23 protein-coding genes and 1 tRNA gene are annotated in these 22,292 nt (G+C 74.0%); 7 read left to right on the forward strand and 17 right to left on the reverse strand.

The window, feature by feature from the left end:
* Positions 1-190: 190 nt before the first annotated feature.
* From ABZ479_RS05590 to ABZ479_RS05600, 3 genes are all read right to left on the reverse strand, one after another.
* Positions 191-2,386: an FUSC family protein gene (locus tag ABZ479_RS05590; RefSeq protein ID WP_500460083.1), complete on the reverse strand. Its 2,196-nt coding sequence runs from the start codon at positions 2,384-2,386 to the stop codon at positions 191-193.
* Positions 2,387-2,494: 108 nt separating this feature from the next.
* On the reverse strand, positions 2,495-3,781 hold the full coding sequence (locus tag ABZ479_RS05595) for a PP2C family protein-serine/threonine phosphatase (RefSeq protein ID WP_500460085.1): 1,287 nt from the start codon (positions 3,779-3,781) through the stop codon (positions 2,495-2,497).
* An 87-nt stretch (positions 3,782-3,868) separates the two neighbouring features.
* Positions 3,869-4,522, reverse strand: coding sequence for a peptidoglycan-binding domain-containing protein (locus tag ABZ479_RS05600; RefSeq protein ID WP_500460087.1), 654 nt, complete (start codon positions 4,520-4,522; stop codon positions 3,869-3,871).
* Between the two features lie 281 nt (positions 4,523-4,803).
* Between ABZ479_RS05600 and ABZ479_RS05605 the strand changes: the two genes are divergently transcribed.
* The 3 genes from ABZ479_RS05605 to ABZ479_RS05615 all read left to right on the forward strand — a co-directional run bounded on the left by ABZ479_RS05605 (position 4,804) and on the right by ABZ479_RS05615 (position 8,114).
* Positions 4,804-5,775 (forward strand): aldo/keto reductase, encoded by a 972-nt coding sequence (locus tag ABZ479_RS05605; RefSeq protein ID WP_500460089.1) that lies wholly within the window; start codon positions 4,804-4,806, stop codon positions 5,773-5,775.
* 135 nt (positions 5,776-5,910) lie between these two features.
* A complete protein-coding gene (locus ABZ479_RS05610; protein WP_500460091.1) occupies positions 5,911-7,440 on the forward strand; it encodes an MFS transporter in 1,530 nt (509 codons plus the stop codon).
* Between the two features lie 68 nt (positions 7,441-7,508).
* A complete protein-coding gene (locus ABZ479_RS05615; RefSeq protein ID WP_500460093.1) occupies positions 7,509-8,114 on the forward strand; it encodes a dihydrofolate reductase family protein in 606 nt (201 codons plus the stop codon).
* Here ABZ479_RS05615 and ABZ479_RS05620 read toward each other — a convergent pair.
* The 3 genes from ABZ479_RS05620 to ABZ479_RS05630 all read right to left on the reverse strand — a co-directional run bounded on the left by ABZ479_RS05620 (position 8,111) and on the right by ABZ479_RS05630 (position 10,945).
* A complete protein-coding gene (locus ABZ479_RS05620) occupies positions 8,111-8,626 on the reverse strand; it encodes a mycothiol transferase (RefSeq protein ID WP_500460095.1) in 516 nt (171 codons plus the stop codon). The two genes, ABZ479_RS05615 and ABZ479_RS05620, sit on opposite strands and share 4 nt — an antisense overlap.
* A 130-nt stretch (positions 8,627-8,756) precedes the next feature.
* Positions 8,757-9,488, reverse strand: coding sequence for a class I SAM-dependent methyltransferase (locus ABZ479_RS05625; protein ID WP_500460097.1), 732 nt, complete (start codon positions 9,486-9,488; stop codon positions 8,757-8,759).
* Positions 9,489-9,529: 41 nt separating this feature from the next.
* Entirely contained in the window at positions 9,530-10,945 is a 1,416-nt protein-coding gene (locus ABZ479_RS05630) for a S1 family peptidase (protein ID WP_500460099.1), read from the reverse strand.
* 292 nt (positions 10,946-11,237) lie between these two features.
* Between ABZ479_RS05630 and ABZ479_RS05635 the strand changes: the two genes are divergently transcribed.
* Positions 11,238-11,681 (forward strand): SRPBCC family protein, encoded by a 444-nt coding sequence (locus ABZ479_RS05635; protein WP_500460100.1) that lies wholly within the window; start codon positions 11,238-11,240, stop codon positions 11,679-11,681.
* Between the two features lie 154 nt (positions 11,682-11,835).
* Here ABZ479_RS05635 and ABZ479_RS05640 read toward each other — a convergent pair whose 3' ends face one another.
* From ABZ479_RS05640 to ABZ479_RS05675, 8 genes are all read right to left on the reverse strand, one after another.
* Positions 11,836-12,957: a baeRF3 domain-containing protein gene (locus ABZ479_RS05640; protein ID WP_500460102.1), complete on the reverse strand. Its 1,122-nt coding sequence runs from the start codon at positions 12,955-12,957 to the stop codon at positions 11,836-11,838.
* Positions 12,958-13,073: 116 nt separating this feature from the next.
* On the reverse strand, positions 13,074-13,304 hold the full coding sequence (locus tag ABZ479_RS05645) for a hypothetical protein (RefSeq protein ID WP_499611394.1): 231 nt from the start codon (positions 13,302-13,304) through the stop codon (positions 13,074-13,076).
* Positions 13,291-13,557, reverse strand: a complete 267-nt coding sequence (locus tag ABZ479_RS05650) for a DUF6400 family protein (protein ID WP_499611377.1) — start codon at positions 13,555-13,557, stop codon at positions 13,291-13,293. The genes ABZ479_RS05645 and ABZ479_RS05650 overlap by 14 nt, the downstream gene beginning before the upstream one ends.
* Before the next feature lie 216 nt (positions 13,558-13,773).
* On the reverse strand, positions 13,774-14,463 hold the full coding sequence (locus ABZ479_RS05655) for a VanZ family protein (RefSeq protein ID WP_500460104.1): 690 nt from the start codon (positions 14,461-14,463) through the stop codon (positions 13,774-13,776).
* Between the two features lie 151 nt (positions 14,464-14,614).
* Positions 14,615-15,823, reverse strand: a complete 1,209-nt coding sequence (locus ABZ479_RS05660; RefSeq protein WP_500460105.1) for a PP2C family protein-serine/threonine phosphatase — start codon at positions 15,821-15,823, stop codon at positions 14,615-14,617.
* 55 nt (positions 15,824-15,878) lie between these two features.
* Positions 15,879-16,355 (reverse strand): nuclear transport factor 2 family protein, encoded by a 477-nt coding sequence (locus ABZ479_RS05665; protein ID WP_500460106.1) that lies wholly within the window; start codon positions 16,353-16,355, stop codon positions 15,879-15,881.
* 79 nt (positions 16,356-16,434) lie between these two features.
* A complete protein-coding gene (locus ABZ479_RS05670) occupies positions 16,435-16,713 on the reverse strand; it encodes a DUF6510 family protein (protein ID WP_499611367.1) in 279 nt (92 codons plus the stop codon).
* Between the two features lie 157 nt (positions 16,714-16,870).
* Complete coding sequence (locus ABZ479_RS05675; protein ID WP_500460108.1) at positions 16,871-17,629, reverse strand: class I SAM-dependent methyltransferase; 759 nt, start codon at positions 17,627-17,629, stop codon at positions 16,871-16,873.
* A 469-nt stretch (positions 17,630-18,098) separates the two neighbouring features.
* Here ABZ479_RS05675 and ABZ479_RS05680 point away from each other — a divergent pair, with 469 nt between their 5' ends.
* The gene (locus ABZ479_RS05680; protein ID WP_500460110.1) at positions 18,099-18,725 is read left to right on the forward strand and encodes a DUF1062 domain-containing protein; all 627 of its coding nucleotides are present in this window, start codon (positions 18,099-18,101) and stop codon (positions 18,723-18,725) included.
* A 101-nt stretch (positions 18,726-18,826) separates the two neighbouring features.
* On the opposite strand, the gene ABZ479_RS05685 is transcribed toward ABZ479_RS05680, so the two are convergent.
* Positions 18,827-20,047, reverse strand: a complete 1,221-nt coding sequence (locus ABZ479_RS05685) for a HEAT repeat domain-containing protein (protein WP_500460112.1) — start codon at positions 20,045-20,047, stop codon at positions 18,827-18,829.
* Between the two features lie 127 nt (positions 20,048-20,174).
* Between ABZ479_RS05685 and ABZ479_RS05690 the strand changes: the two genes are divergently transcribed.
* On the forward strand, positions 20,175-20,645 hold the full coding sequence (locus tag ABZ479_RS05690) for an SAM-dependent methyltransferase (RefSeq protein WP_500460114.1): 471 nt from the start codon (positions 20,175-20,177) through the stop codon (positions 20,643-20,645).
* Positions 20,646-20,664: 19 nt separating this feature from the next.
* Here ABZ479_RS05690 and ABZ479_RS05695 read toward each other — a convergent pair whose 3' ends face one another.
* The gene (locus ABZ479_RS05695) at positions 20,665-21,171 is read right to left on the reverse strand and encodes a hypothetical protein (protein ID WP_500460115.1); all 507 of its coding nucleotides are present in this window, start codon (positions 21,169-21,171) and stop codon (positions 20,665-20,667) included.
* Between the two features lie 75 nt (positions 21,172-21,246).
* Between ABZ479_RS05695 and ABZ479_RS05700 the strand changes: the two genes are divergently transcribed.
* A tRNA-Trp gene (locus ABZ479_RS05700) sits at positions 21,247-21,321 on the forward strand.
* Positions 21,322-21,609: 288 nt separating this feature from the next.
* On the opposite strand, the gene ABZ479_RS05705 is transcribed toward ABZ479_RS05700, so the two are convergent.
* Positions 21,610-22,119 carry a hypothetical protein gene (locus tag ABZ479_RS05705; protein WP_500460117.1) on the reverse strand — a complete coding sequence of 170 codons (510 nt, stop codon included), beginning with the start codon at positions 22,117-22,119 and terminating at the stop codon, positions 21,610-21,612.
* Positions 22,120-22,292 lie beyond the last annotated feature (173 nt).

Raw genomic sequence — 22,292 nt, forward strand, 5'->3', positions numbered from 1 at the left:
CGACGGACGGCGGTGACCGCACATCGCAGGCCGGCCGGCGGGGTCGTGAAGCGCAGGCGGTCGGTCGGCACGCTGCGGTGCGTGAGGGCGTCGCCGTCGTCCCGGTGCCGCTGCGCGGATCGGGCGGTCGGTCGGCCGAGGCGCCCTGTGGGCACGCCCGGCCGGCCGGTGGGCGGCGGGGGCCCGGTCGTCAACTTGCCGCCGCCGCGCGGTCGTTCGCGGGGCGGCGGACCGCGGTGACCACGCGTTGCAGGCTGGCGAGCCAGATCGCCGCGTCGACGGCGTAGTACAGCAGCGGGTCGGGCGCGCGGCCGCCCGAGGCCGCGCAGACGTCGGCGATGACCGTGCGGTCCGTCGGCACGCTCCGGTCCGGGGACTCGGCGGGCGCCGGACGCATCGTCCCCGAGCGCAGGTCGTACGTCAGCGGCAGTGTGGTCAGCCGCAGATGGTGCGCCGCGTCCCGCAGGTGCGCGGCGCTCAGCGGCCACGCCGCCAGCGCGCCCGGCGGGCAGTGGTCCACCAGGGTCTGCCCCATGGTCAGGACCCGGTTCCCGGCCAGCATGATCGCCTGGAAGTCCGTCGGCAGCACGGGCCCCGCGCCGGGGGTGTCGCGCTCGGTCGCGAACTGCGCGTAACTCGCCTCCGCGATCAGCTGGGCGAGCCGGGCCCTCGACAAGGCGTCGCCCATCGCGCCGGTCCCGGTGATGCAGTCGGTGATCTGGGTGACCGCCCGGGTGCCCTGGTCGAGCAGCCGCGAACAGGCCCGCCCCAGCTCGCCCGTGCCGCCCCGCGGCCAGGCCAGCAGCCCGACGAGCGTGCCGGTCAGGGCGCCGGTGACCACGTCCGCGATCCGGAACGCGGCGAGTTCCGGACCCGCGGGGGCGATCTGCGTGAAGGCGGTGGCCACCGCGATCGTGAAGAACGCCTGGCCCCAGCCGAGTCCGAGCAGCGGTCCCGCGGTGAACGCCAGGAAGAACACCGGCGGCATCGCGAGGGCGTACACCAGCGTGTGGTCGGCCACGAACAGCAGCAGCACCGCTGCCAGCCCGGCCCCCACCAGGGTGCCCCGCACCGCGGGGACCACGGTCGTACGCGTGCCGGCGGCGCTGGTGCGCATCACCGTCAGTGTGGTCAGCAGCGCCCAGAAGCCGTGCGACAGGTCGAGCCCGCCGGCGATCAGCCGCGCCGCGGCCAGGGCCAGCGCGATGCGCACGGCGTTCTGGAAGTACACCGAGCGCGGCGTGAGATGGGCCCGCAGCCGGTGCCCGTACAGCGCGAGGGGCGACTGCCCCGCGTACCAGAACGGCCCCGGCCCCTCCGCGGGCCGCGTCGCGTCGGGCGGCACCGGGGCGCCGAGCGCGATCCGCACGGAGGTCACCAGGAACGCCGTGGTGTACGCGATGTCGAGCGCGATCGCCCCGTCCCGCACCGTCGTCGCGGAGGCCGCCCCGGACACCGGCCGGCTGGCCCGGTGCTCCTCGAAGGCCGTCGCGGCGGCCGCGCACGGGGCGACCGGGGGCGCCGAGGTCTTGCCGCGCAGAGCCAGGGCGGCGCTGTGGCAGGCGGTGGCCGAGGCGAGCAGCATCCGTGACCGCGCCACGTCGGGTGCCGGCGCCCGCTCCGCCGCGTCGTCCGCCAACTGCCCGGTCTGTGCCAGCAGGTGCCGCAGGTAGGCGGCGCCCTGGCACAGCGCCCGGTCGCGCGCGCCCGCCGACACCGGGCGTTCGTCCTTGGGCACATGGCTCATGCGCAGCTGCTGCGCCGTCTCCAGCAGGGCCGCCGACCGCTCGCGCACCACGGGCGGCTCCAGCGCCAGCCCCCGCAGGGTCTCCGCCGCGGTCTCGCACGCGTGGGCGAGCCGGTCCTGGTAGCGGCCCGGCGAGGGATCCGGCCACACCCACAGCTCGGCCGCCGCCATCAGCAGGACGCCGACCACCAGTCCGCACAGCCGCAGGCCCAGCGTCTCCGGCTGGTACGGCGGGAAGCACGGCAGGATGTAGAACAACTGCAGGCCGTTCGCGAGCCCCAGCAGCTTCGGTCCGCCCACCCCCGCGTACGTCACGGCGAAGCCGACCCCGAGCATCCCCAGCGCCGCCGTCCAGTCGCTCACGGCCAGCGCCGTGCCCAGGGCCACCAGCAGGGCGGCCACCGGCAGCGCGGCCAGCAGCGTACGGGCCCGATCGCGCGGTGTACCGGGCACGTACGACAGGGCGCCGGAGGCGACCGCGCCGAAGAGGGCGTAGATCGCGACGACGGGGTCGCCGAAGCCGTAGCGCGCCACGTAGAAGCTCAGGCACGCCACCAGCGTCACCCGCGCGGAACGGCGCACCGCCCGGAGACCCGGATCACGGGCCCGCACCCACTCCAGCCCACCGCGACCGGGCACCCGCGGCCTCCTCGCTGCTCGGGTCCGCGACACGCCGGACCCCCTCAGATCACCGTAGGACGGGCCGCACCGCCCGGCCACCGCGCGGCCCGGGCCCGCCCGCGTGCCTCACAGGCGGACGGTGACCAGCGCGATGTCGTCCGCCGAGCCGCCGGTGACCCCGAGCCGGTTCAGCAGGGTGTCCGCGAGCGGCTCCGCGCCGAGCCCGGGCTTCTCGGCGAGCACGGAGGTCAGCCGGGCCAGGCCCGTGTAGATGTCCTCCTTGCGGCGTTCGATCAGCCCGTCGGTGTAGAGCACCAGTGTGTCCCCCGGGCGGTACGCCACGGCCGCCTGCGGCCGCGGGACATGGGCCGGACGGGCCCCCAGGGGCGGGTCGGTGGCCTGGTCGAGCAGTTCGCAGCGGCCGTCGCCGTGGAGCAGCACGGGCGGCGGATGCCCGGCGCTGCTGTAGCTGATGGTGCGCCGCTCCTTGTCGATCAGCGCGCTGACGGCGGTCGTGGCCAGCGCGCCCTCGACGCACCGGGCGTACTGCCCGACGACCTCCAGCGCCTTCGCGGGCCCCTCCACGGTCCGCATCGCCGCGCTCAGCGCGCTGCGCAGCATCCCCATGACGCTGGCGGCCTCCAGGCCGTGGCCAACGACGTCACCGACCGCCACCGCGTAGCAGCCCGCGGAGAGGTTGACCACGTCGTACCAGTCGCCGCACACGTTCAGCGAGCCCGCGGCCGGCAGGTAGCGCACCGCGATGTCCTCGTGCTGGGCCAGGTCCGGCGAGTGGAGCATGGCCTCCTGCAGCGTCAGGGCGACCTGCCGTTCCCGGGCGTGGGCCTCGCGCAACTGGTCGTTGAGGCGCTGCAGCTCGCGGGCCCGCGCGTACAGCTCGGCCTCCATCGCCTGCTCCCGCTCGCTGAGGTCGGCGCCCTGCAGCCCGTGCCGGTGCCGGCGGGCCTGGACGAACGCCGTCACGTCCTCCACCCGGTGGATGATCCACGCCACGGTGCCGTCCGCGCCGAGCACGGGGGTGTTGATCGGGCTCCACCAGCGCTCCTCGAACGTTCCGGGCTCGGCCACCAGCTCGATGTCGTACCTCTGCGGTGCCATCGTGTCGGGCTCGTGGGAGGCCAGGACCCGGTGCAGGGAGGCGCTGAGGTTGCGCACGCCGTCCGCCAGCGGGTCGGCGGGGTTGTCGGGGAACGCGTCGAAGATGTACCGGCCGATCAGGTCGTCCCGGGTGCGCCGGGTCGCCCTCAGGTAGGCCCGGTTGACGCCCACGATGACCAGCGCCTCGTCCAGTACCAGGTACGGGCTGGGCGTCGCCGCGAACAGTGCCGCGTAGTCGATCCGCGGTGCCGCCACGGCGTGCTGCTGGTCGTCCCCCCTGTCGGGCAGGCCCATCCCACCAATCTATAAGGCGTCCGGCGTCCTCACCTGTCGCGAACGGTGGCGCCCTGCGGTGCCCGGGGACCCGCCGGGGCCGCGGGCTCAGCCCGAGGCGAGCGGGGTACGGGACTCCAGGTCGCGGCGCGTGGCGTCGCCGTACTCGCCGCTCTCGTCGCCGCGGATTCCGTACCAGACCTGGAAGCGGGCGACGGCTGCGGTGAGGCGCCCGTCGAAGCGCCCGTCGACGGCACCGCCCGCGTACACGTCCGGGATCCGCAGGAGCCGGGTCTGCAGTTCGCTGACGGCCGGTCCGGTGTCCCCCTCGCGGAGCACCCCGCGGCGGGCGCCCGCGCCGGGGGAGCCCGGAGCGGCGGCCGTGGGCGCGCCGGTGGCGGTGGGGGCGGCGTCCCGCGGCGCGCCGGGGTGGAGGACCCCGGGGGAGAACAGGGCGAGCGCGAGGGCGAATCCGGCGGCACCTCCCGTGCCGGTCAGCACGGCGACGCGCAGGGCGCGCGTGGTGCGCGTGGCGCGGGGGGAGGGCCGTGCCGTCCGGGCCCCGGCCCGGGGGTCCGTGGGCGGCGGTGCGGGCCGCCGTGGGGGCGGTACGGTGCGGGGCATCGGCTGGGTGTCGGGGCCGTCCTCCGGGGGCGGGACGGAGCCGCCGGTCGGGCGGAACAGGTCGAGGGACTCCTCCCACGGCTCGTCCGGTCCTCCCGGTGTCTCCCGCGCGGGGATGACGCGCGTCGGCTCGATCATGCGGCGCCGTGACGGTCCTGCGCCGGACGGATTCGGCACAGCGGTCCCCCTGTTCTCCCCCCGGTCATCCGTTACGGGCCCACCACGCTAGGCCGTGTCGCCGGGCGAAGGCCCGGAATCGCCGAATGCGGCGCGGCCCGGGACCCGTTGGGGTATGCGGCGGCCGCCTCCGCCTCCGCCTCCGCCGGCGCGGAGGCCCGGTGACCCCGGGCGGGCCGGTCGCCTATCGTCGTGGCTGCGGAGAGCGCTCCGCGGACGACGGCACCGAGTGGAGGACGGGCATGCGCTACCGGGAACTGGGTCGCAGCGGGCTGCGCGTGTCGGAGATCGGCTACGGAGCCTGGGGGATCGGCGAGTCGGCGTGGGTGGGCGCGACGGAGGACGAGTCCGTACGCGCCCTGAACCGGGCCGTCGACCTCGGGGTGAACCTCGTCGACACCGCCCGGGGCTACGGCGAGAGCGAGCGGATCGTGGGCCGGGTCGTCCGCGAGCGGGCCCGGGCCGGCGAGGAGGTCCTCGTGGCCACCAAGGTGCCGCCGAGGAACCGGCTGTGGCCCGCCCCCGACGGGGTCGACCCCGCGGACGCCTTCCCCGGCGACCACATCCGCGAGAGCCTCGACACCAGCCTGCGGGCGAGCGGCCTCGACCACGTCGACGTGCTGCAGTTCCACGTCTGGAGCGACGAGTGGGTCGGCCGCGGGGACTGGGCGGAGACCGTCGCCGACCTCAAGAAGCAGGGCAAGATCCGGCTCTTCGGGGTGTCGGTCAACGACCACGAACCGGACAACGCCCTCGCCCTGGTCCGCAGCGGGCTGGTGGACACGGTGCAGGTGATCTACAACGTCTTCGACCAGGCGCCGGCCGACGCGCTGCTGCCCGCCTGCCAGGAGCACGGCGTCGGCGTCATCGTCCGCGTGGCGCTGGACGAGGGCGGCCTCACCGGCCGGATCACCGCCGGGGCCACCTTCCCCGAAGGCGACTTCCGCAACCGCTACTTCCGCGACGACCGCCCCGCGCAGGTGGCGCGGCACGTGGACGCCATCGTCGCCGACCTGGGCATCGACCGGGACGACATGGCCGAGACCGCCCTGCGGTTCGTGCTGAGCGCGCCCGCGGTCTCCACCGTCATCCCCGGCATGCGGTCGGTGCGCAACGTCGAGCGGAACACCGCGTTGAGCGACGGGCGCCCGCTGACTCCGGAGCAGCTCGCCGTCCTGGCCCGGCACCGCTGGGAGCGCAACTTCTACGGCTGACCGGCCGGGGCCGCCCGGCGCCGGCCGGTGCGCGAGCGGCCCGGCCGGCCCGCGCGACCGGGCGCCCGCAGCATGAACGCCGCGGCCGGGGGAAGGCGCGCCTCCGGACCGAACGGATCGTTCACGGAGGTGGCCATGTCAGCGTCCACGGCGCACGCCGACCCGCCGGGAGCCCTGCGGACCGATGTGCCGGCCCGCCTGGACCGGCTGCCGTGGACCCGCTGGCACTGGCGCATCGTGATCGGCCTGGGCACCGTGTGGATCCTCGACGGCCTCGAGGTCACCATCGTCGGCAACATCGCGGGCCGGCTGGCCGAGCGGGGCAGCGGCATCGACATCAGCACCGCCCAGGTCACCACGCTGGCGGCCGCGGTCTACGTCGCGGGGGCGTGCCTGGGCGCGCTGTTCTTCGGCAGGCTGGCCGACCGGCTCGGCCGCAAGAAGCTGTTCATGGTGACCCTCGCCGTCTACCTCGCGGCCACGGCCGTCACCGCGGTGTCGTGGACCGCCTGGTTCTTCATCCTGTGCCGCTTCTTCACCGGGTTCGGCATCGGCGGTGAGTACGCCGCCATCAACTCGGCGATCGACGAACTGATCCCGGCCCGGGTGCGCGGCCGGATCGACCTGATCATCAACGGCAGCTTCTGGATCGGCGCCGCCTTCGGCGCGTTCGCGTCCATCGCCCTGCTGGACACCTCGCTGTTCGCCACGGACGTCGGCTGGCGGCTCGCCTTCGGCATCGGCGTCGTGCTGGGCCTGGTCATCCTGCTGGTCCGCCGCCATGTGCCGGAGAGCCCGCGCTGGTTGTTCACCCACGGCCGCGCCGACGAGGCCGAACGCCTGGTCGCGGACGTCGAGCGCACGGTCACCGAGGAGAGCGGCAAGCCCCTGCCGGAGCCGGAGGGGAGCATCCTCATCCGCCCCCGCGGCGAGCTGGGCTTCCTCACCATCGCCCGCACCGTCACCCGTGCCTACCCGCGCCGCACCGTGCTCGGGCTCGCGCTCTTCTCCGGCCAGGCCTTCCTCTACAACGCCGTCACCTTCGGCTACGCGGTCATCCTCACCACCTTCTTCGACGTGCCGAACGGCGAAACCGGCTACTACTTCGCCGTGATCGCGGTCGGCAACTTCCTCGGCCCGCTGCTGCTCGGCCACCTCTTCGACTCCGTGGGCCGCAAGCCGATGATCACCGGCAGCTACGTCGGCTCCGGCCTGCTCCTGTTCGGCACCGCCTACCTGTTCCAGCAGGGCGTCCTCAGCGCGGTGACGATGACGGCCTGCTGGACGGCGGTGCTGTTCTTCGCCTCCGCGGGCGCCAGCGCGGCATACCTGACGGTCAGTGAGATCTTCCCGCTGGAGACACGGGCGCTGTGCATCGCCTTCTTCTACGCCGTCGGCACCGCCCTCGGCGGCATCACCGGCCCCCTGCTCTTCAACGGCCTGGTCAGCAGCGGCGAGCCGGCCGACACCACCCTCGCCTTCTGCCTCGGCGCCGCCGTGATGATCCTCGCGGGGCTGGTCGAGGCGGCCATCGGGGTCCGCGCCGAGCGGCGCAGCCTGGAGTCGCTCGCCACCCCGCTCAGCGCCGTCGAGGAACCGGCGGGAGCCCCCGGTGCGGGCGGCGGGAAGGGCGGTACGAGCGGTACGACCGGCGCGCGGCCCTGAAGCGACTCGCCGGCGGCCCGGGGGGCGTATCGTCCGACGGGTCGTGGCCGACCGGAGTGAGGACGTCCGTGCGAAAGATCATCATGCAGATGTCGGTGTCCCTCGACGGCTACTTCGAGGGTCCCGACCGCGAGATCGACTGGCACCTCGTGGACGAGGAACTGCACCTCCACATGAACGAGCGGCTGAAGGCGATGGGCGGCTTCCTCAGCGGCCGCGTCACCCATGAACTCATGGCCGCCTACTGGCCGACCGCCGACGCCGACCCGCAGAGCAGTCCCGCCGAGGCGGAGTTCGCCGCGATCTGGCGCGACATGCCGAAGGTCGTCTACTCGCGGACGCTGGAGCGGGCCGACTGGGGCACCACGATCGTGCGCGACGTCGTCGCCGGGGAGGTCATGGAGCTCAAGGCGCGGCCCGGCGGCGACCTGGCGCTCGGCGGGGCCGACCTCGCCGCGTCCTTCCTGCGGCTGGGCCTGGTCGACGAGTTCCGGATCTACGTCCACCCCGTCCTGCTGGGCCGGGGCAGGTCGCCCTTCCCGGACGCCGACGCCCTCACCGCCCTCCGGCTCACCGGGACCGAGACCTTCGGCAACGGGGTCGTGCTGCTCCGGTACGAGCGGGCCGACGCCGACGCCGACGCCGACGCCGTCGACGCGGGGCCCGGCCGCTAGAGCGCGCCGCGCTCCACGCAGCCGCGCAGGAACGCGGCCTGCCCGGCGTGCTGCAGGTCGTCCGACACCACGCTGACCAGCCGCACCGCGAGCGTCACCGGCGGGTCCCAGCTGGTGTCGACGATACGGGGGAAGTCCGCCTCGTGCAGCGTCCGCAGGTAGCCCAGGGTCTGCTCGCAGACCGCGTCGTGATAGCCGGTCAGCAGCTCGCCCGAGTCCACGCGCAGCGCTGCGACGTCCTTGGGGCGGTGGCCGTACCCGGTGTCGTACGGCGCGAAGGGCACGTCGAAGCGGTCGGCCCAGCCGGCGTCGGTCCACAGCTGCCCGGTGCCCGCGACATCGGCCACGTGGTCGTCCTGAATGCGCGTCAGGTGCCAGACCAGCCAGGCGATCGAGTTCGCGCCCTCGTCCGGCCGCGCGTGCAGGCCCTCCAGGGGCACACCCTCGACGGCCTCGTGCACGGCTTCCTGGATCCTGCCGAAGGCGTCGGCGAGCAGTTCCGCGCTCTTCATACGTGCTCCCTCGGTCTCCTCTGCCCTGCGGCCGCAGCCCGCGGCGCCCCTGCGCCCCTGCGCCCACGCTAGGCCCGTCGCCCCGCCGCGGCCACCCAAGGCTCCGGCGGACCGGTGCCCGGGCCCCGCGTCAGCGGATCGCGAGGACCAGGTGCACGACGTAGTGCTCCTCCACCGTGCCGTCGGGGAAGTGCCGGGTCAGCCGCTCCCGTTCGGCGGCGAGGAAGGCCCGGGCGCGCTCCTCGCCGATCACCAGGAACGCCGACTGGGTGCCGATGTTCGCCAGGTGCACCTCGACGGGCACCCGCCGTGACCACGGCACTTGGAGCTCGGTGAACCCCGGCCCGTCCGGCAGCCGCCCCGAGCGGGGATGGGACAGCGCCGCGAAGAAGCCGCGCAGCCGCGCCTGCTCGGCGGCGATCCACGGCACCGAGGTGTCGGGGTCGTTGCGCCACAGCGCGAACGCGCCGCCCGGCCGCAGGACCCGCAGGACCTCCGGAACCGACCGCCGCGGATCGGTCCAGTGCCACGCCTGGGCGTACGTCACGAAGTCGAAGGTGCCGGACGCCAGCGGCAGCCGGTCGCCGTCGCCGCGGACCAGGCCGACGTCCGGCAGGTTGCGGCGTAGCTCCGCGGCCATGCCGTCACCCGGCTCCACGGCCACGACCCGGGCGCCGCGCCCGTGCAGCAGCGCCGTGGCGATGCCCGTGCCCGCGCCCACGTCGGCGACCAGGGCACCGTTCAGCCGCTGCCCCGCCAGCTCCTCGACGGCGTCGAGGAGGGCCGGCGGGTAGGAGGGCCGGTTCGCGGCGTACCGTCCGGCGGCCCGGTCGAAGGAGCGGGCACGAGGTGAACTGCTCATGCCCCCATGATCCCCCGCCCCGGGCCGCCCGCGGCGGCCGGTCAGTCCCAGCCTGCCGAGCCGTGGCCCCGGGCACCCGAGGCGGGACGGATCCACCGCGTGGCCAGGAACGCCAGGCAGCTGACGGCGACGATCAGCAGTCCGGGGCCGATGCCGCCGCCGCTGCCGATCGCACCCAGCGACGTCGGATCGCTCGCCGTACCCGGGTACACCGGCGCGCCGCCCGGAGCCGTCGGGGCGGCCGGCACGCCAGGGGCCGCCTGCTGCCCGCCCTGACCGCCGCCGGCGCCGCCGGTACCGCCTCCGGCGCCCCCGCCCGCCGCACGGGTGGGCGCGCCGGCGGAGGCGGGCGGCGCCGCACCGTCCGGAGTCCCGCCGCCGCCGGCGGCCGGCGTCGCCGCGTCGCCGCTGTCCGCGGCGCGCGGCAGGTTCACGCCGAGCGCCGCCATCGCCGAGGTCACCGGCTGGAAGAAGGTGATGCCGCCGGCGGTGCAGTCACCGCTGCCGCCCGAGGTGATCCCCAGCGCGAAGCCCTGCGCGAAGAGCGGGCCGCCGCTGTCGCCGGGCTCGGCGCACACGGAGGTCTGTATGAGACCGCCGACCGTCCCCTCGGGGTAGTTGACCGTCGCGTTCAGCCCTGTGACCTGACCGGAGTGCAGCCCCGAGGTGCTGCCGCTGCGGAAGACCTCCTGCCCCACGAACGGATCGGCGGCGCCTGTGATCCGCACCACGCGGCCGGCGCCCACCCCGACCACGCTGCTGTGGTCCGAGCCGTCGTTCTGGTACTGCACGAGGGAGAAGTCGCCGCCGGGGAAGGAGGTCGAGACGGTGGTGCCGACGGGCTTGGTGCCCTGGTTGTCGGCGAACCAGCCGGTGCCCGGCGGGCCGCAGTGACCGGCCGTCAGGATGAAGTCGGTCGTCCCGTTGGTGACGTTGAAGCCCGCGGAGCAGCGGCTGCCCCGGGTCAGGATCGGCGCGGCCCCCGCGGTCCTGGTAGTGAAGGACGCCTCGGTGCGCTCCATGCGCACCTGCCCGCCGATGCCGTCCGCCACGGACTTCAGCCGCGCCCACTCCTCGGCGGAGACCGTGCTGTCGGCCAGCACGAGGACCTCGTTGGAGACCGGGTCGACCGACCAGGCCGTGCCGGGGACGCGCGGCGCCTCGCCCAGTTCGCCCGCCGCGTCCCGCAGGTCGCGCGTGCTGTAGCGGACGACCTCCGCCCGGGCGCCCGCCTCGGCGACCTCGGCCGCGGTCGCCTGGTCGGTCACGGCGACCACCGGGCGGCCCTGGTCGTCCACCCAGCTCCCGCCCGTCCGGGCCTCGCCGAGGCGCGCCGCCAGGTCCCTGGCGAGGCCCGCCGCGTCCGTCGCGCCCCGCGCGCCGTCCGGGGCGTCCAGCACCTGGCTGCCGCTCCCGGTCCGCGTGCCGTCGGGGGCCGCCCCGAAGGCCTGCGACATCAACACTCCGCCGCAGACGACTCCCGCGACGGCCACGAGCCGCAGCGCGCGTTGCACCTGACGCCGTTTGCGCCTCACCGTGCCCCCAATATCCGCTTCCGTACCTGCAGTCACCGGCATCCGCTGCCGCTGGTCCCGAGCGGGGACCCGGCCTTCCATACGTGCGGGGGACCCGCGGTGCTCACCGCTCGCGGCGAGGATGCGGAACGCGCCCGGGTGCCGGGGGCGGGGAACGGCCCTATGGTGGCTGCGTCGCCGGAGCCGGCGATCCATCGAGCCATCAAGGAGCGGCATGGGCGGTCAGTTCGAGGCGGTCGTCGAGGTCGGGCGACCCATGGCGGAGGTCTTCGCCTTCCTCGCGGACGGGCGCAACGACCCCAAGTTCAGCCCCCGCGTCCAGGAGATCGTGCGTACGCCGGACGCGCCGACCGCGGTCGGCACGGTGTTCACCAGCACCGTGAAGGACGCCGGGATGAAGTCCCGCCGGGAGTTCCGCATCACCGAGTTCGACCCGTCCCACCGGATCCGCTGGACCGAGCAGTCGAAGAACCTGGTCACCGCGGAAGGCGGTTACGACCTGGAGGCGGTGTCCGAGACCACCACCCGGGTGCGGATCTTCAACCACCTGGAGGGGCACGGCCTCGGGAAGCTGCTGGTGGGACTGGCCCTGAGCGCCGCGCGCAAGGACGCCCCGGCGTTCGGGCAGCGGATCAAGGCCGCCGTCGAGGCCTCCTGACCCCGCCCTCCGGTCCGTCCGCCGCCGCCCGGCCGCGTCGCCGCCGGCGGCGGGCGCGGGTCACCCGGGCCCGCCGCCGACAGCGGACCCGGGTGACGTACTCGGCGCTCGCGCCCGCCCGCTGCGGCCGTCGGTGGCCGGGAGGCGCGAAGGTTCAGTAGCGGAGCACCGCGGCGATCCGGTCGTGTTCCGCGAGGCTGTCCGGCGCCACGAAGTGGACCTCGGCGCCCTTGTCGAGCGCGCTCTCCACCAGTTCGTCCACGATGTCCTCGCGGACGCCCTCCTCGAAGCCGCCCGCCTCGGGCGCGTCACCGTCCACCGGGATGAGGTGGCCCTCGCTCAGGCGCACCGCGCGCTGGAAGTCCTCCTCGACCACGACCAGTTCGGCGCGGCCCTCGCACACGGACTCCCACACCTCGTCCAGCCCGGCCGCGAAGGTCCTGCGGCTGCGGGCGTCCACCAGCCTGCGGCCGATCCGTTCCGCCTCGCGCTCGGCGAACTCCCGCTGTGCCGGGGCGAGTTCCTGGAGCAGGGCCTGCACGGGGCCGTTCGCCAGACCGCCCTTGTGCACGACCGCCACCGCGGCGTCGGCGGCGTTGCCGACCTCCTTGAGCAGGGCGACCGCGTCCGGCAGCCCGACCACGTACAGCGGCCGGTCCTCGGTGGCCAGCAGCGAGGCGAGCGCGCTGTCGACGGACCGCAGGAAGCGCCGCGTCTCCTCGTCCCGGAAGGTGCTCGGGTGGTCCCCGACCTGCTCCTGCCGCTCGGGGTCCCACTGCACGGGATCGGGCTCCAGCGGGAAGCCCTGTGCCTCCTGGGGGTGCAGCGCCTGGCCGGTGCCGCTCCAGAGGGTGGCCCGGTCGGCCGCCACCGTGAGCACCCAGTACGGGCGCGCCCTGGCCTTCGCGGCCACCAGGTTGCGGGTGAGGAAGCTGTCGCTGAGCACCACCCGCTCGGGCACGGCCCGGGGCAGCGTCCAGATCTGGTGGTCCCGCTCGGTGGCGTACATGACGAGCCCGTCCAGCGAGTAGCGCAGGTCGACCTCGGCGGCGGCCGCCTTGAGCTGGGTCTTGATCGCCATCCGGGCCCGGCGGGACGCCTCGGGGTCGTGCTCGATCCGGCGCTCGGCCTCGGCGAGGAGGTTGCGCAGCCGCACGGCGTCCTGGGCGTTGTCCGGTTCGCGCCGGTGCGTCGGCATGGTCAGCGACACCGCCGGATACGGCCTGGTCGCGCGCAGTTCTCGCAGGGCCCCGACCGTCAGGGCATCGGTTTCCATGATCGCCTCCCTGAGGGGTCCGCGGTCGCTCCCCGCGGACGGGTGCGGCCCACACTCCGAGACTCGCACACCAGCCGGGCCGCCGCCTGCCGGGGACGGCCCGGGAGGAGCGGCGTTCAGGCGCCGTTGCGGTGCTGCGCGCCGAATCCGGAGTCCCAGGCCCACATGTGGGTGCAGCCGGGGCACTGCAGATGCACCACGGGCCCCTTGTTCGACAGCAAGTACCGCCAGTGGTCGGGGCAGTTGCGGCCCGCGGCGCAGGTGGCGCACTCACGGTGGTCCGCGCAGCGCGGGCAGGGGACCCACGCCCGCCGGCCGGGGTCGGCCGTGGGGTCAATCGGAATCAGCACCGTCGTCCTCCCCGGGCGTCTCGCGGGGCGGCAGGACACCGGCGGCGACGAGCGTGCGGTACACCGCCTCCTGCTCCTCGTCGAGGCCGGAGTAGAGCAGCCGGTACGCCGCGTCCTCCTCGCGGAGCACGGCCACCGGGTCCCAGTCGTCGCCGAGGGCGGCGAGGACCTCGGCCCGGCGGCGGGTCTCGTGGTCGGTGAAGTCCAGCTCGAACGCGTGGAGGCGGTCCGGGGTGTCGTCGTCGTTCATGTCGCCCGCTCCCGGGGCAATCGGGGATGAATCCACTCTGTGTAACAAAGTGTCGTGCCCGGGGGAAAGCTTTTGCGGTCCCGATGTGACGAACTCCATGCGGCTCCGCCGCTGGTCAGGGACGTACCAGCGGCGGAGCGCGAGGGGGCCGGGCGGCAGGGCCGGGCGTCGGGCGTCAGGCCGGGGCCCGGGGCCCGGGCCCCGGCTGCCGCTCGCTCAGGAGCGCCGGGCGGCCTTGCGGCGCACCGTCCCGAAGGACAGCAACGGCTTGCGCGGGGCCGGCTCCGCGGCCTTGGTCCGCTTGCCGGCCCGCGAGGTCCGCCCGCTCCCGCCGGTCTTCCCGGACGTCCCGTCCGCGCCGGCTCCGCGGCCCCGGAACCGCTTCGTGATCCTCGACGTCCTGCCGCCGCCCGCGGTCTTCGCCGCCGGGGCCCCGGCGGGGGCCGCCGGGCGGACGGCGTGCACGGCCCGGCCGAGACGCCGCCCGAAGAGCAGGTAGCCCAGCAGCGCTCCCGCGGTGTTCATGATCACGTCGTCGACGTCGAAGGCGCGGCCCTGCACCACCGCCCCCTGCGCCAGCTCCACGAGGATCATCACCAGGCCGGTCGTCACCACCACGCGCAGTGCCCCGCGCGCCTTCGGGGCCAGCACCGGCAGCAGCACGCCGAAGGGCATGCCCAGCAGCACGTTCCCGCCGACCTGCCGCACGGCACCCGCCACCGTGTACCGCTCGTAGTACTGCCGCAGCGAGGCACCCGGCTGCAGGTTCGCGTGCGCTAGCCCCTCGGAGGCGTACGACGGCGCCAGCGTCGCCCGGGCCAGCACCGCCCCGAACGCCACCATCGCCACGAACGCCAGCGCCATCGCCGCCCATCGGACGAGCGCGGCCAGTGGTGACCGCCGCACCTCTTCCGTTCGTTCCGGCGCACGCCCGCGCCCCGCCCATCGAGCCACCGACTTCCCCCTCCTGTGGTCATTCCGGTCGTGGTCTCCCCGTGTCACAGACCGGATACCCCGAGCGCCCCCCGGAATGCGGGTGACCGCCACCCCGTGTCGGTCAACTCGGCGGCGCCGCCTGCTGAGGAGGCGGCGGTGGCGCCGGGCGCGGGCCACCGCCCGCACGTCCCGTCGCCGGCACCAGGGTGGGCGCCCGGCTGATCGCCAGGACGGCCGCGTCGTCGCCGAGGCAGCCGCCCGCGTGGGCGAGGAGGTCGGCGCACAGGCTCTCCACCAGCGCCTCGGGATCACCGGGCGGCTGCCCCGCCAGGCGCCCGGTGAGGGGGTAGAACGTCCCGGACACGTCGCGCGCCTCGACGACCCCGTCGGTGTACAGCAGCAGGGTGTCGCCCGGCTGGAAGGCGAACGTGCGCACCGTGGGCTCCCCGCCGTCCCCGCCGGCGAACTGCGTGAGCCCCAGCGGTGGCGCCGGCGCCGGCATGTCCAGCGAGCTCACCCCGCCGTCGCGCAGCAGCAGCGGAGGGGGATGACCGCAGGTGACGACGTGGACCACCGGATCGTCGTCCGGGATGTCGGCGACGACCGCGGTCACGAACGACTCCGCCTCGTCCCCGGCGGGAGCGGCCTCCTCCGCGGGATCGGTGAGCTCCGAGGAGAGGGCCTGCTCCAGCCACAGCACGAGGGCCGGCAACTCCGCCTGCCGATGGGCCACGGCCCGGAAGGCGCCGAGGGTCAGCGCGGCCTCGTTCACCGCCTCCATGCCCTTGCCGCGGACGTCCCCCACGATCACCCGGGTCCCGGAGTCCGTCCGCACCGCCGCGTACAGGTCCCCGCCGATCTGCGCCTCCTCCTCCGCGGCCAGGTACACCGAGGCGATGCGCAGCGGTCCGATGCGCCCGGGGATGGGACGCAGCAGCACCCGCTGCGCGGTCTCGGCCACCGAGCGCAGCCGCGTCACCTGCCGTTCGTGCGTGACGCGCAGATGGGCGAAGAACGTCGCCAGCACCGACATCAGGGCGAGGACGGCGATCTGCGCCGAGTGGTTGAGGTCCAGCGGCGTCGTGCGCAACCCGGCCACGACGATCTGCGCGGCGACCGCGACCCCGCCGACGACCATGGTCGTACGGACCCCCGCGAACGACGCGGTGATCGCGGGGGCCGCCACCAGGAACGGGCCCAGATGGACCTCGGGCGGGGCCATGACGTCGACGACGGTGACCAGCAGGACCAGTACGAGCATGGCGGCCACCAGCAGGTGCCCGGGCCGCCACGATCGCCCCCACTGCTCGAGGCGTCGTGCAACGTCCATGACTCTTGGATACACCCGCGTCCGCGGCCCTGCCCGCCCGCGGCGTCCCGCGCTTTCAGGAACGCCACTTCTCCCGGACGACCACGGCGTGGACGCGCCAGCCCGAGGTGGTGCGGCGCAGGCCGAAGGTGTAACGGCCGCCGCACACGAAATCGGGGGCGGTCGACTCCGTCCCCGGGCCGGCGAGCCGCATGGGGTTGACGTAGTCCGCTTCCGCCTCGGCTTCCGCTTCCGCCTCGGCTTCCGCCTCCGCCTCCGTCCCGGCCGACGGCGGGGCCAGGGTGATCCGGCGGTTGACGATCAGGTGCTGGCGCATGGGGAACAGCCGCATCGTCGAGGCGAGCCAGTCCGCGACCTCGACGGCGGGACCGGCGATGCCGCCCGCGGAGGTGTAGTCGGCCCGGCCGTCCGCGGTGAACAGCGCGACGTACGCCGCCCAGTCGCCGTCGTCGACGGCCGCCGCGTAACCGCTGATCAGCTCGTCCACCGCCAGCCGGTCCAGCAGGGTCTCCCACCGCGCTCGCGTCGTCATCGGCACAGTGTCGGGCACCCGGCGCGAAGAGCCAAGACACGTGCGGCGGACGGAACGCGCCACGACGTGCCCCGCGTGGTCACCCCGGGAGCGGGATGCGCATGCTCACCGAGCCCCGCAGGTCCAGCCACGCGGCGGACGGCCCGCGGACCAGCCGCAGGACGACGGTGTCGCAGCCGGGACAGCGCGCCACCAGCCCCGGGGCGTGGTCGTAGACGCGCAGGCCCGCCACCGGCCCGGTGAGCCCGCAGCCCGTGCAGCGGCCCTCGGCGGCGGTCATGTCCACCGCGAAGATCTCCCGGAGCGGTCCGGCCAGTGCGTTGCCGTCCGTGTAGGTGTCCGTGCCCCGTGCGCTCATCCCAGCCTCCCGTCGGCCCGGCCGTCCCGGCGCCCCCCACCCTACGCACCCCGTGACCACCCCGCCCGCCGTACGGCCCGTGCCCGCGCCGCCCCGTCGGACCTCCCGCGAGCCGTCGCCCACCACGAGGCGGCCCGGTTCCCCGCGGGGAACCCCGTCAGCGCGGTTCGAGCGTGAGCAGCGGTTCTGCGAACACGGGCGACGGCGCGTCGGGATCCGCGGCGACGGCCTGCTCGAGGCGGCCGAAGCCGGCCTCCACCTCCTCGGGGGTGAGCTGGGCGAAGAACGAGAGGGTGCGCAGGCGCAGTCGTTCCAGCACGTCGCCGCGGGTGCCCGGGGACGGCTCGGTGACCGTGCCGTAGCCGACGACCTTCCAGCCGGCCGTGGTGAACATCGCGATGACCTCGTGCAGCGGCTGGAAGATCGCGGCGTCGGCCTCGTAGCCGCGGGGGAAGTGCTCCAGCCACCAGGGCCGGGGATGGTGGTCGCTGAAGTTCCCGCGCAGCAGCAGCCGACCGCCGGGCCTGAGCACCCTGGCCAGTTCCCGGACCGCCCGGGGCTTGTCCCGGACGTGGTGCCAGGAGAGGAACATCAGGGCGTAGTCGGCGCTCCCGGACGGGACGGGCATCTCCTCCGCGCTGCCGGCCAGATACCGCACGCCGGGATGCCCGGACCGGGCCCGCGCGACCTCGCGCATCCGGAAGGACGGCTCGACGCCGACGACCGGCCCGAACGTCCGTGCCAGCGCGGGGGTGAACCTGCCGGTCCCCGAGCCGACGTCCAGCCCTGCCAAGGGCCGCCGTTCGGGCAGCACGCCCTCGAAGGCGTCGATCCACACCCGCAGTTGGTGCGCGGACAGGGCGCGGCCGCGCGCGTAGTCCCGGTACTGCTCCTTGTCGTAGTCGATCGGCTTCATCGCTTCGGGACGGTACGGGCCACCCCGTCGCCGCCACAAGTGGGCCTGCCCGGCCGGGGCATGGGGTGGCCGGGGCCGTCCCGCCACCCACCAGGACGGGGCGACGACCCCGGCCCCCACGCCTCCGGGAAAACCCGTTGCCCCACCGCCCGCCCTTCGCCCATCATCTCCGGCATGGATCTGTGACCAGTGGCGCATGTGCGGAACGAGGACGGGTCGAGTCACTCCCCGTCCCGCTCCGCCATACCGCTCGAAGCCCGCACCGCGTGACCGACGCGGCCCGCGGGCTTCTTCACGCGACGTGATCCACGACGTCGCGCCGGCCGGCGTGCCGCGTTCCGCGGCGCCGGCCGTACGCCACTGATTCCGGAAGGCATCCCACGACGCCGCACGGCGAAGCGCGATGCCTCCCGCGCATGCCCTGGAGCCCGCCGAAGCCATGAGTCGATCCCGTATCCGCAGTACCCGTGTGCCCGCTGACGCCGGCGGCGTCGTCGACGTCGACATCGACCGGAAAGCCCTGTGGGTGGTCCGGGAACTCGGTCTGCCCGCCGTCGTCAAGGCGTGCGTCTCGTGCAGGTCCACGCGTCACCGTCCCACCGGGAAGATCCGCGTGAACGCCAACGGCAAACTCCTCGACGTCTGGTTGCTGATCTGCTGCGAGCTGTGCGGCCGTACGTCGAAGATCCCCGTCCACGAGCGCGTCCACGTGCAGGCGCTCGACAGCGAGCGGCTGCTGATGTTCGAGAACAACGACCCGGCCATGGTGCGCCGACTGGTGATGGACGGGGCGCCGGCCGGCAGGGCCTCGTACTGGCTCGACTGGAGCGGCACTTGGGAGCTGGAGACCGACATGCCGTTCCACGAGACCGACCCTGAACTCCCGGTGCCGCTCGAGGTCTTCGTCAGGTTCGAACTTCCCGCGCCCATCCGGGTCGAGAGGCTCCTCACGGCCGGCTTCGGCCTGAGCCGGTCCACCGTGCGGGGCATGGCCGCGTCGGGGCGGCTGCGCCTGCCGGGCGCCGTGGACGCCAGGGTCCGGGAGGACTTCACCTTCTGCGTCGTCCCGCCACACGGGCCGGACGCGCGTAGGTGAGCGACTGACCCGGGGTCCGCCGAACGGAGCCGCCTCTGCCGAGGGGGAGGAGGAAGAGGCGGCCTCCGGTCCGGTCCGTGGGAAGGCTGCCTGCCGTCGGTCTACAGTCCGGGCCGGACGATCCCCGCGTAGAGGCGGAGTTCGGAACGTCCGGTCGGCACCTTCCATCGGCGGAGCGCGTCCGTCGCACCGTCCGGCCACGCGCCCTCCTCCTGCTCGGCGACGAAGCGCACGACACGTTGCTGCGCCTCGTTCAGGTCGCCGAAGGACTGCGGCGGTTCGGCGGGATCGGCGGGGAAGACCAGGGTGAACAGCATCTGCGCCGTGTAGTACCTGTCGTGGAACCCGTCGCGGCCCGTGCAGCCGGCCAGGCCGGTCAGGATGGCATCGACCGCCCGGAGCGACGGGGCCTCGGACGTTCCGGACGCTTCGGCCAGGGCCATCGTCGCGAGACCGATGTAGGAGCCGCTCAGGAACGACATGGTCCCGGTCGTCTCGGGCGGCCGGGCGACGGCCTCCGTCAGTGCGTCGACCACGTCCGGGCCGGCGATGCCGAACCGGGTCAGCGCGAAGGCGGAGGCCCAGCGCAGCTCGGCGACCGGGCTGAGCAGGTGGCGCCCGATGAAGGGGACGGCCGCGGGCTCGCCGAGCAGTCCGAGGGCGACCAGGCCCGTCGCCGCCGCGCCCGGTGAGCGTTCATCGGAGACGAACGCCTTCAGGAGCGGTACCGACGTGGCGGCGGACTCCGGGAACCACGCCAGCAGGTTCGCCGTCCCGGCCCGTAGTTCGGGGCTGTCGGAGGCGAGCAGGACGGAGAGCGCGGGAAGCGCCTCCCGGACGGCGTCGTAGCAGCGCACCACCGATTCGGCGGAGCTGAGGATGTGCTCCCAGGTCTCCGCACGGTCCTGGCGCTGCTCATCGTCCGCCGCCTTGCCGATCCAACGGGCCCAGTTGTCGGCCTCGCCGCGCAGGTTCTCCAGTTCGGCGCGGTCCTCCGCGGGGTCGTACCCGTTCGGCAGGTGGTTGTTGTCCAGTCCGATCGCGATGGCGCCCAGTAGTTCGACCATCCGGTGCCTGTCGGTGATCCTCGGGTCGAGCGCCATCCGCACGAGGAACGGAACGGTGTGCACCGCGGCCTGCGAGCGTGTGCCCTGGTGCACGATGTGGTCGGCGAGCAGCACATGTGGTGGGTACGGGCCCTCCCACACCCCGGCCTGCATGGCCCGGAGGTGTCCGGGGACGTCGTCCGCCGCGCCGTAGGAGTGCCACAACCGGGCCCAGGGCACGTCGTCCAGGCCGGCGAGAGGATCGTCTTCCGTCACGGCAGCAGATCCTGGCACACCGGGATCTCCCCCCTGCGGTCCGGATGCCCGGCCGGGCCCGGTCGGTCGTTCCGACGCTGACGCCGACGCCGGCGCGGGCGGGGCGCGGCGGGGATAGCCTCGGGTCATGCCGGGCTTCGAGATCACACCGATAGGCACGGTCAGCAACGACCGGACGGACGTGCAGCACACCGACAACTGGGGTGCCGTCCGCAGCACCATCACCGTCGACGAGCGCTTCGGCGAGGCATGCCTCCAGGGCCTGGAGGGCTTCTCCCACGTGGACGTCCTCTTCGTCTTCGACCGCTTCCCGGAGGACGGCGACGACCACCGCGAACCCCGCCCCTACCGCGGCCGCTCCGACCTCCCGCCCGTCGGTGTGTTCGCCGGTCGCGGCCCCCGCAGACCGAACCGCATCGGGGTGACGTCCTGTGCCATCGAGTCCGTCCGCGGCCGCGAACTGACGGTGGTGGGCCTCGACGCGGTCTCGGGCACCCCGGTCATCGACCTGAAGCCGACGATCCGGGAGTTCCGCCCGGAGAACGTCGAGCAGCCCGAATGGGTCGGCCGCCTGATGTCGGAGTACTTCAAGCCCTGAGGTGTCCGGGGCCGCGTTCTCAACGTGCCGGGTAGGAGGGACATCCGGGGTCGCGGGAGCGCCACGCACCCGGCGGCCGGCTCAGGCCGTGCGTGAGAAGCCACGTCGTGGCCCCGGCAAGGCCGCGCGCCGAGTCGAGGGGGGAGTGGTGGGAGCGCGAGGTCTCGGCGACGGTGTGCCCGCCGCAGTCCGGCTCGCGCGCGCACGGCACCCCGACCTCCGCCTCGACCTCCCACGGCGGACCCTGGCGCCGATCCCAGAGGCAGCGCCGCGGGACGTACAGCCGCGCGTGGAAGGAGACCTCGGGTACCTCGACGGAGCCGAAGACCCCAGCGAGCGTGAAGCCGTCGACGCGGTGGAACTCCAGGCCGCCGCCGGTGCGACCGGCCTCGACGCCGAGGTGCCGGGCCAGTCGGCGGACGTGCTCATCGGCCTCGGCCAGTGCCGCGCGTACGGCGCCGGCGGCCTCCGGATCGGGGAACACCCAGTCCACATCGCCCCGGCCGAGCGGGATGGCTTCCTCCACGGGCACGAGTCTGACAGCCGCCCCGGAAAATGCGTGGCCCGTCCGTCGCCGTAGGTGCCATGATGGAGCCACCGAAGGGGCGTAGCTCAGCCCGGCCAGAGCAGCGGACTCCAAACCCGCACGCCGCAGGTTCAAATCCTGCCGCCCCTGCAGACGACGGCGCGGCCCCAGCCCTCGGACCCTGGAGGACCTGGCTCCTGCCGCTCCAGGAGTCCGGGGGCACCCCTTTCGAAGATCGTCTGCTCGCCCGATGCTCGCTCGAAGTGACGGCTCGCCAGGGAGTTGACGGGGCGGCCGACAAGCTCCTCAACGGTCGTCGGCATCCGGGCCGTGGTGGAGATCGCCCTCGTCCGCGCCGGGCAGGACCGCAGGTGATACCCGGCCCCGTGAGGACGCGAGACCCAGGGCTGGCCTGCCCCAACGACTCCTGGGCGGGAGTCAGTCGTCGATGACGAACGTGAGGGACCACAACTCGAATTCAAACCCGGTTTTACGGTTTTGGGCATAAGCCCTCACGTAAAGTTCCTCGTCTCCCATTTCGGTGCCAATTGCACCGTTGGTCACGAGAATTTTCTGCGTGATGCTGTGCGGCTGTGATCGCGCGGTGGGGAATGCCGGCTTTGATGCGGTGCTCGCGATGAAGTCGTCGTAGATGTTGTCGTTCTCCCACAGCTCTACCCAAGTCTTGTATGTGTTTTGCGCCGCAACATCCGACGCGGTGTAGCTGAGACTCCACTTGGCTGTCACCTCCCACCATTCGCCGGTCGATTTCCGTACGGCGAGCCCCACGGAGGTGAGCTTCGCAGCGGGGAGCGCCAAGTCGAGTGCAGCCCCAGAGTGTGCTGTTCCTTCAGTGGCAACCGGGCGCGTGGCTGCTGATGCCGCTGGGATGCCTCCCGTCAGCGTGGCAACGAGCGCCCCGGCTGCAAGCGTCTTCCGGCAGTGCATGGTGATCCACCTCGGCAAGCCCCGAGTACTGGAGAGATGCCCCGTGATTGCGATTTTGTGCCTGCACTCATGGCGACACTTGACGGCTCGGTGGATTGGGCGTGAGCCAATTCATGGCGCCAAGAAGTTGACGGGTGAAGTGGATTGTTGACAGCCGCAACGAGGAGTGCGTC

Origin of the sequence: Streptomyces sp. NPDC005722, from assembly GCF_040630935.1 — a bacterium.
Classification (GTDB): domain Bacteria; phylum Actinomycetota; class Actinomycetes; order Streptomycetales; family Streptomycetaceae; genus Actinacidiphila.

Excerpts from the sequence above, each read along its gene's own strand:
- ABZ479_RS05605 (WP_500460089.1), top strand. The coding sequence starts at position 4,804 with ATGCGCTACCGGGAACTGGGTCGCAGCGGGCTGCGCGTGTCGGAGATC.
- ABZ479_RS05620 (WP_500460095.1), bottom strand. The coding sequence starts at position 8,626 with ATGAAGAGCGCGGAACTGCTCGCCGACGCCTTCGGCAGGATCCAGGAA.
- ABZ479_RS05635 (WP_500460100.1), top strand. The coding sequence starts at position 11,238 with ATGGGCGGTCAGTTCGAGGCGGTCGTCGAGGTCGGGCGACCCATGGCG.
- ABZ479_RS05630 (WP_500460099.1), bottom strand. The coding sequence starts at position 10,945 with ATGTCGCAGGCCTTCGGGGCGGCCCCCGACGGCACGCGGACCGGGAGC.
- ABZ479_RS05660 (WP_500460105.1), bottom strand. The coding sequence starts at position 15,823 with ATGGACGTTGCACGACGCCTCGAGCAGTGGGGGCGATCGTGGCGGCCC.
- ABZ479_RS05665 (WP_500460106.1), bottom strand. The coding sequence starts at position 16,355 with ATGACGACGCGAGCGCGGTGGGAGACCCTGCTGGACCGGCTGGCGGTG.
- ABZ479_RS05600 (WP_500460087.1), bottom strand. The coding sequence starts at position 4,522 with ATGATCGAGCCGACGCGCGTCATCCCCGCGCGGGAGACACCGGGAGGA.
- ABZ479_RS05650 (WP_499611377.1), bottom strand. The coding sequence starts at position 13,557 with ATGAACGACGACGACACCCCGGACCGCCTCCACGCGTTCGAGCTGGAC.
- ABZ479_RS05595 (WP_500460085.1), bottom strand. The coding sequence starts at position 3,781 with ATGGGCCTGCCCGACAGGGGGGACGACCAGCAGCACGCCGTGGCGGCA.
- ABZ479_RS05670 (WP_499611367.1), bottom strand. The coding sequence starts at position 16,713 with ATGAGCGCACGGGGCACGGACACCTACACGGACGGCAACGCACTGGCC.
- ABZ479_RS05610 (WP_500460091.1), top strand. The coding sequence starts at position 5,911 with ATGTCAGCGTCCACGGCGCACGCCGACCCGCCGGGAGCCCTGCGGACC.
- ABZ479_RS05705 (WP_500460117.1), bottom strand. The coding sequence starts at position 22,119 with ATGCACTGCCGGAAGACGCTTGCAGCCGGGGCGCTCGTTGCCACGCTG.
- ABZ479_RS05640 (WP_500460102.1), bottom strand. The coding sequence starts at position 12,957 with ATGGAAACCGATGCCCTGACGGTCGGGGCCCTGCGAGAACTGCGCGCG.
- ABZ479_RS05625 (WP_500460097.1), bottom strand. The coding sequence starts at position 9,488 with ATGAGCAGTTCACCTCGTGCCCGCTCCTTCGACCGGGCCGCCGGACGG.
- ABZ479_RS05690 (WP_500460114.1), top strand. The coding sequence starts at position 20,175 with ATGCCGGGCTTCGAGATCACACCGATAGGCACGGTCAGCAACGACCGG.
- ABZ479_RS05675 (WP_500460108.1), bottom strand. The coding sequence starts at position 17,629 with ATGAAGCCGATCGACTACGACAAGGAGCAGTACCGGGACTACGCGCGC.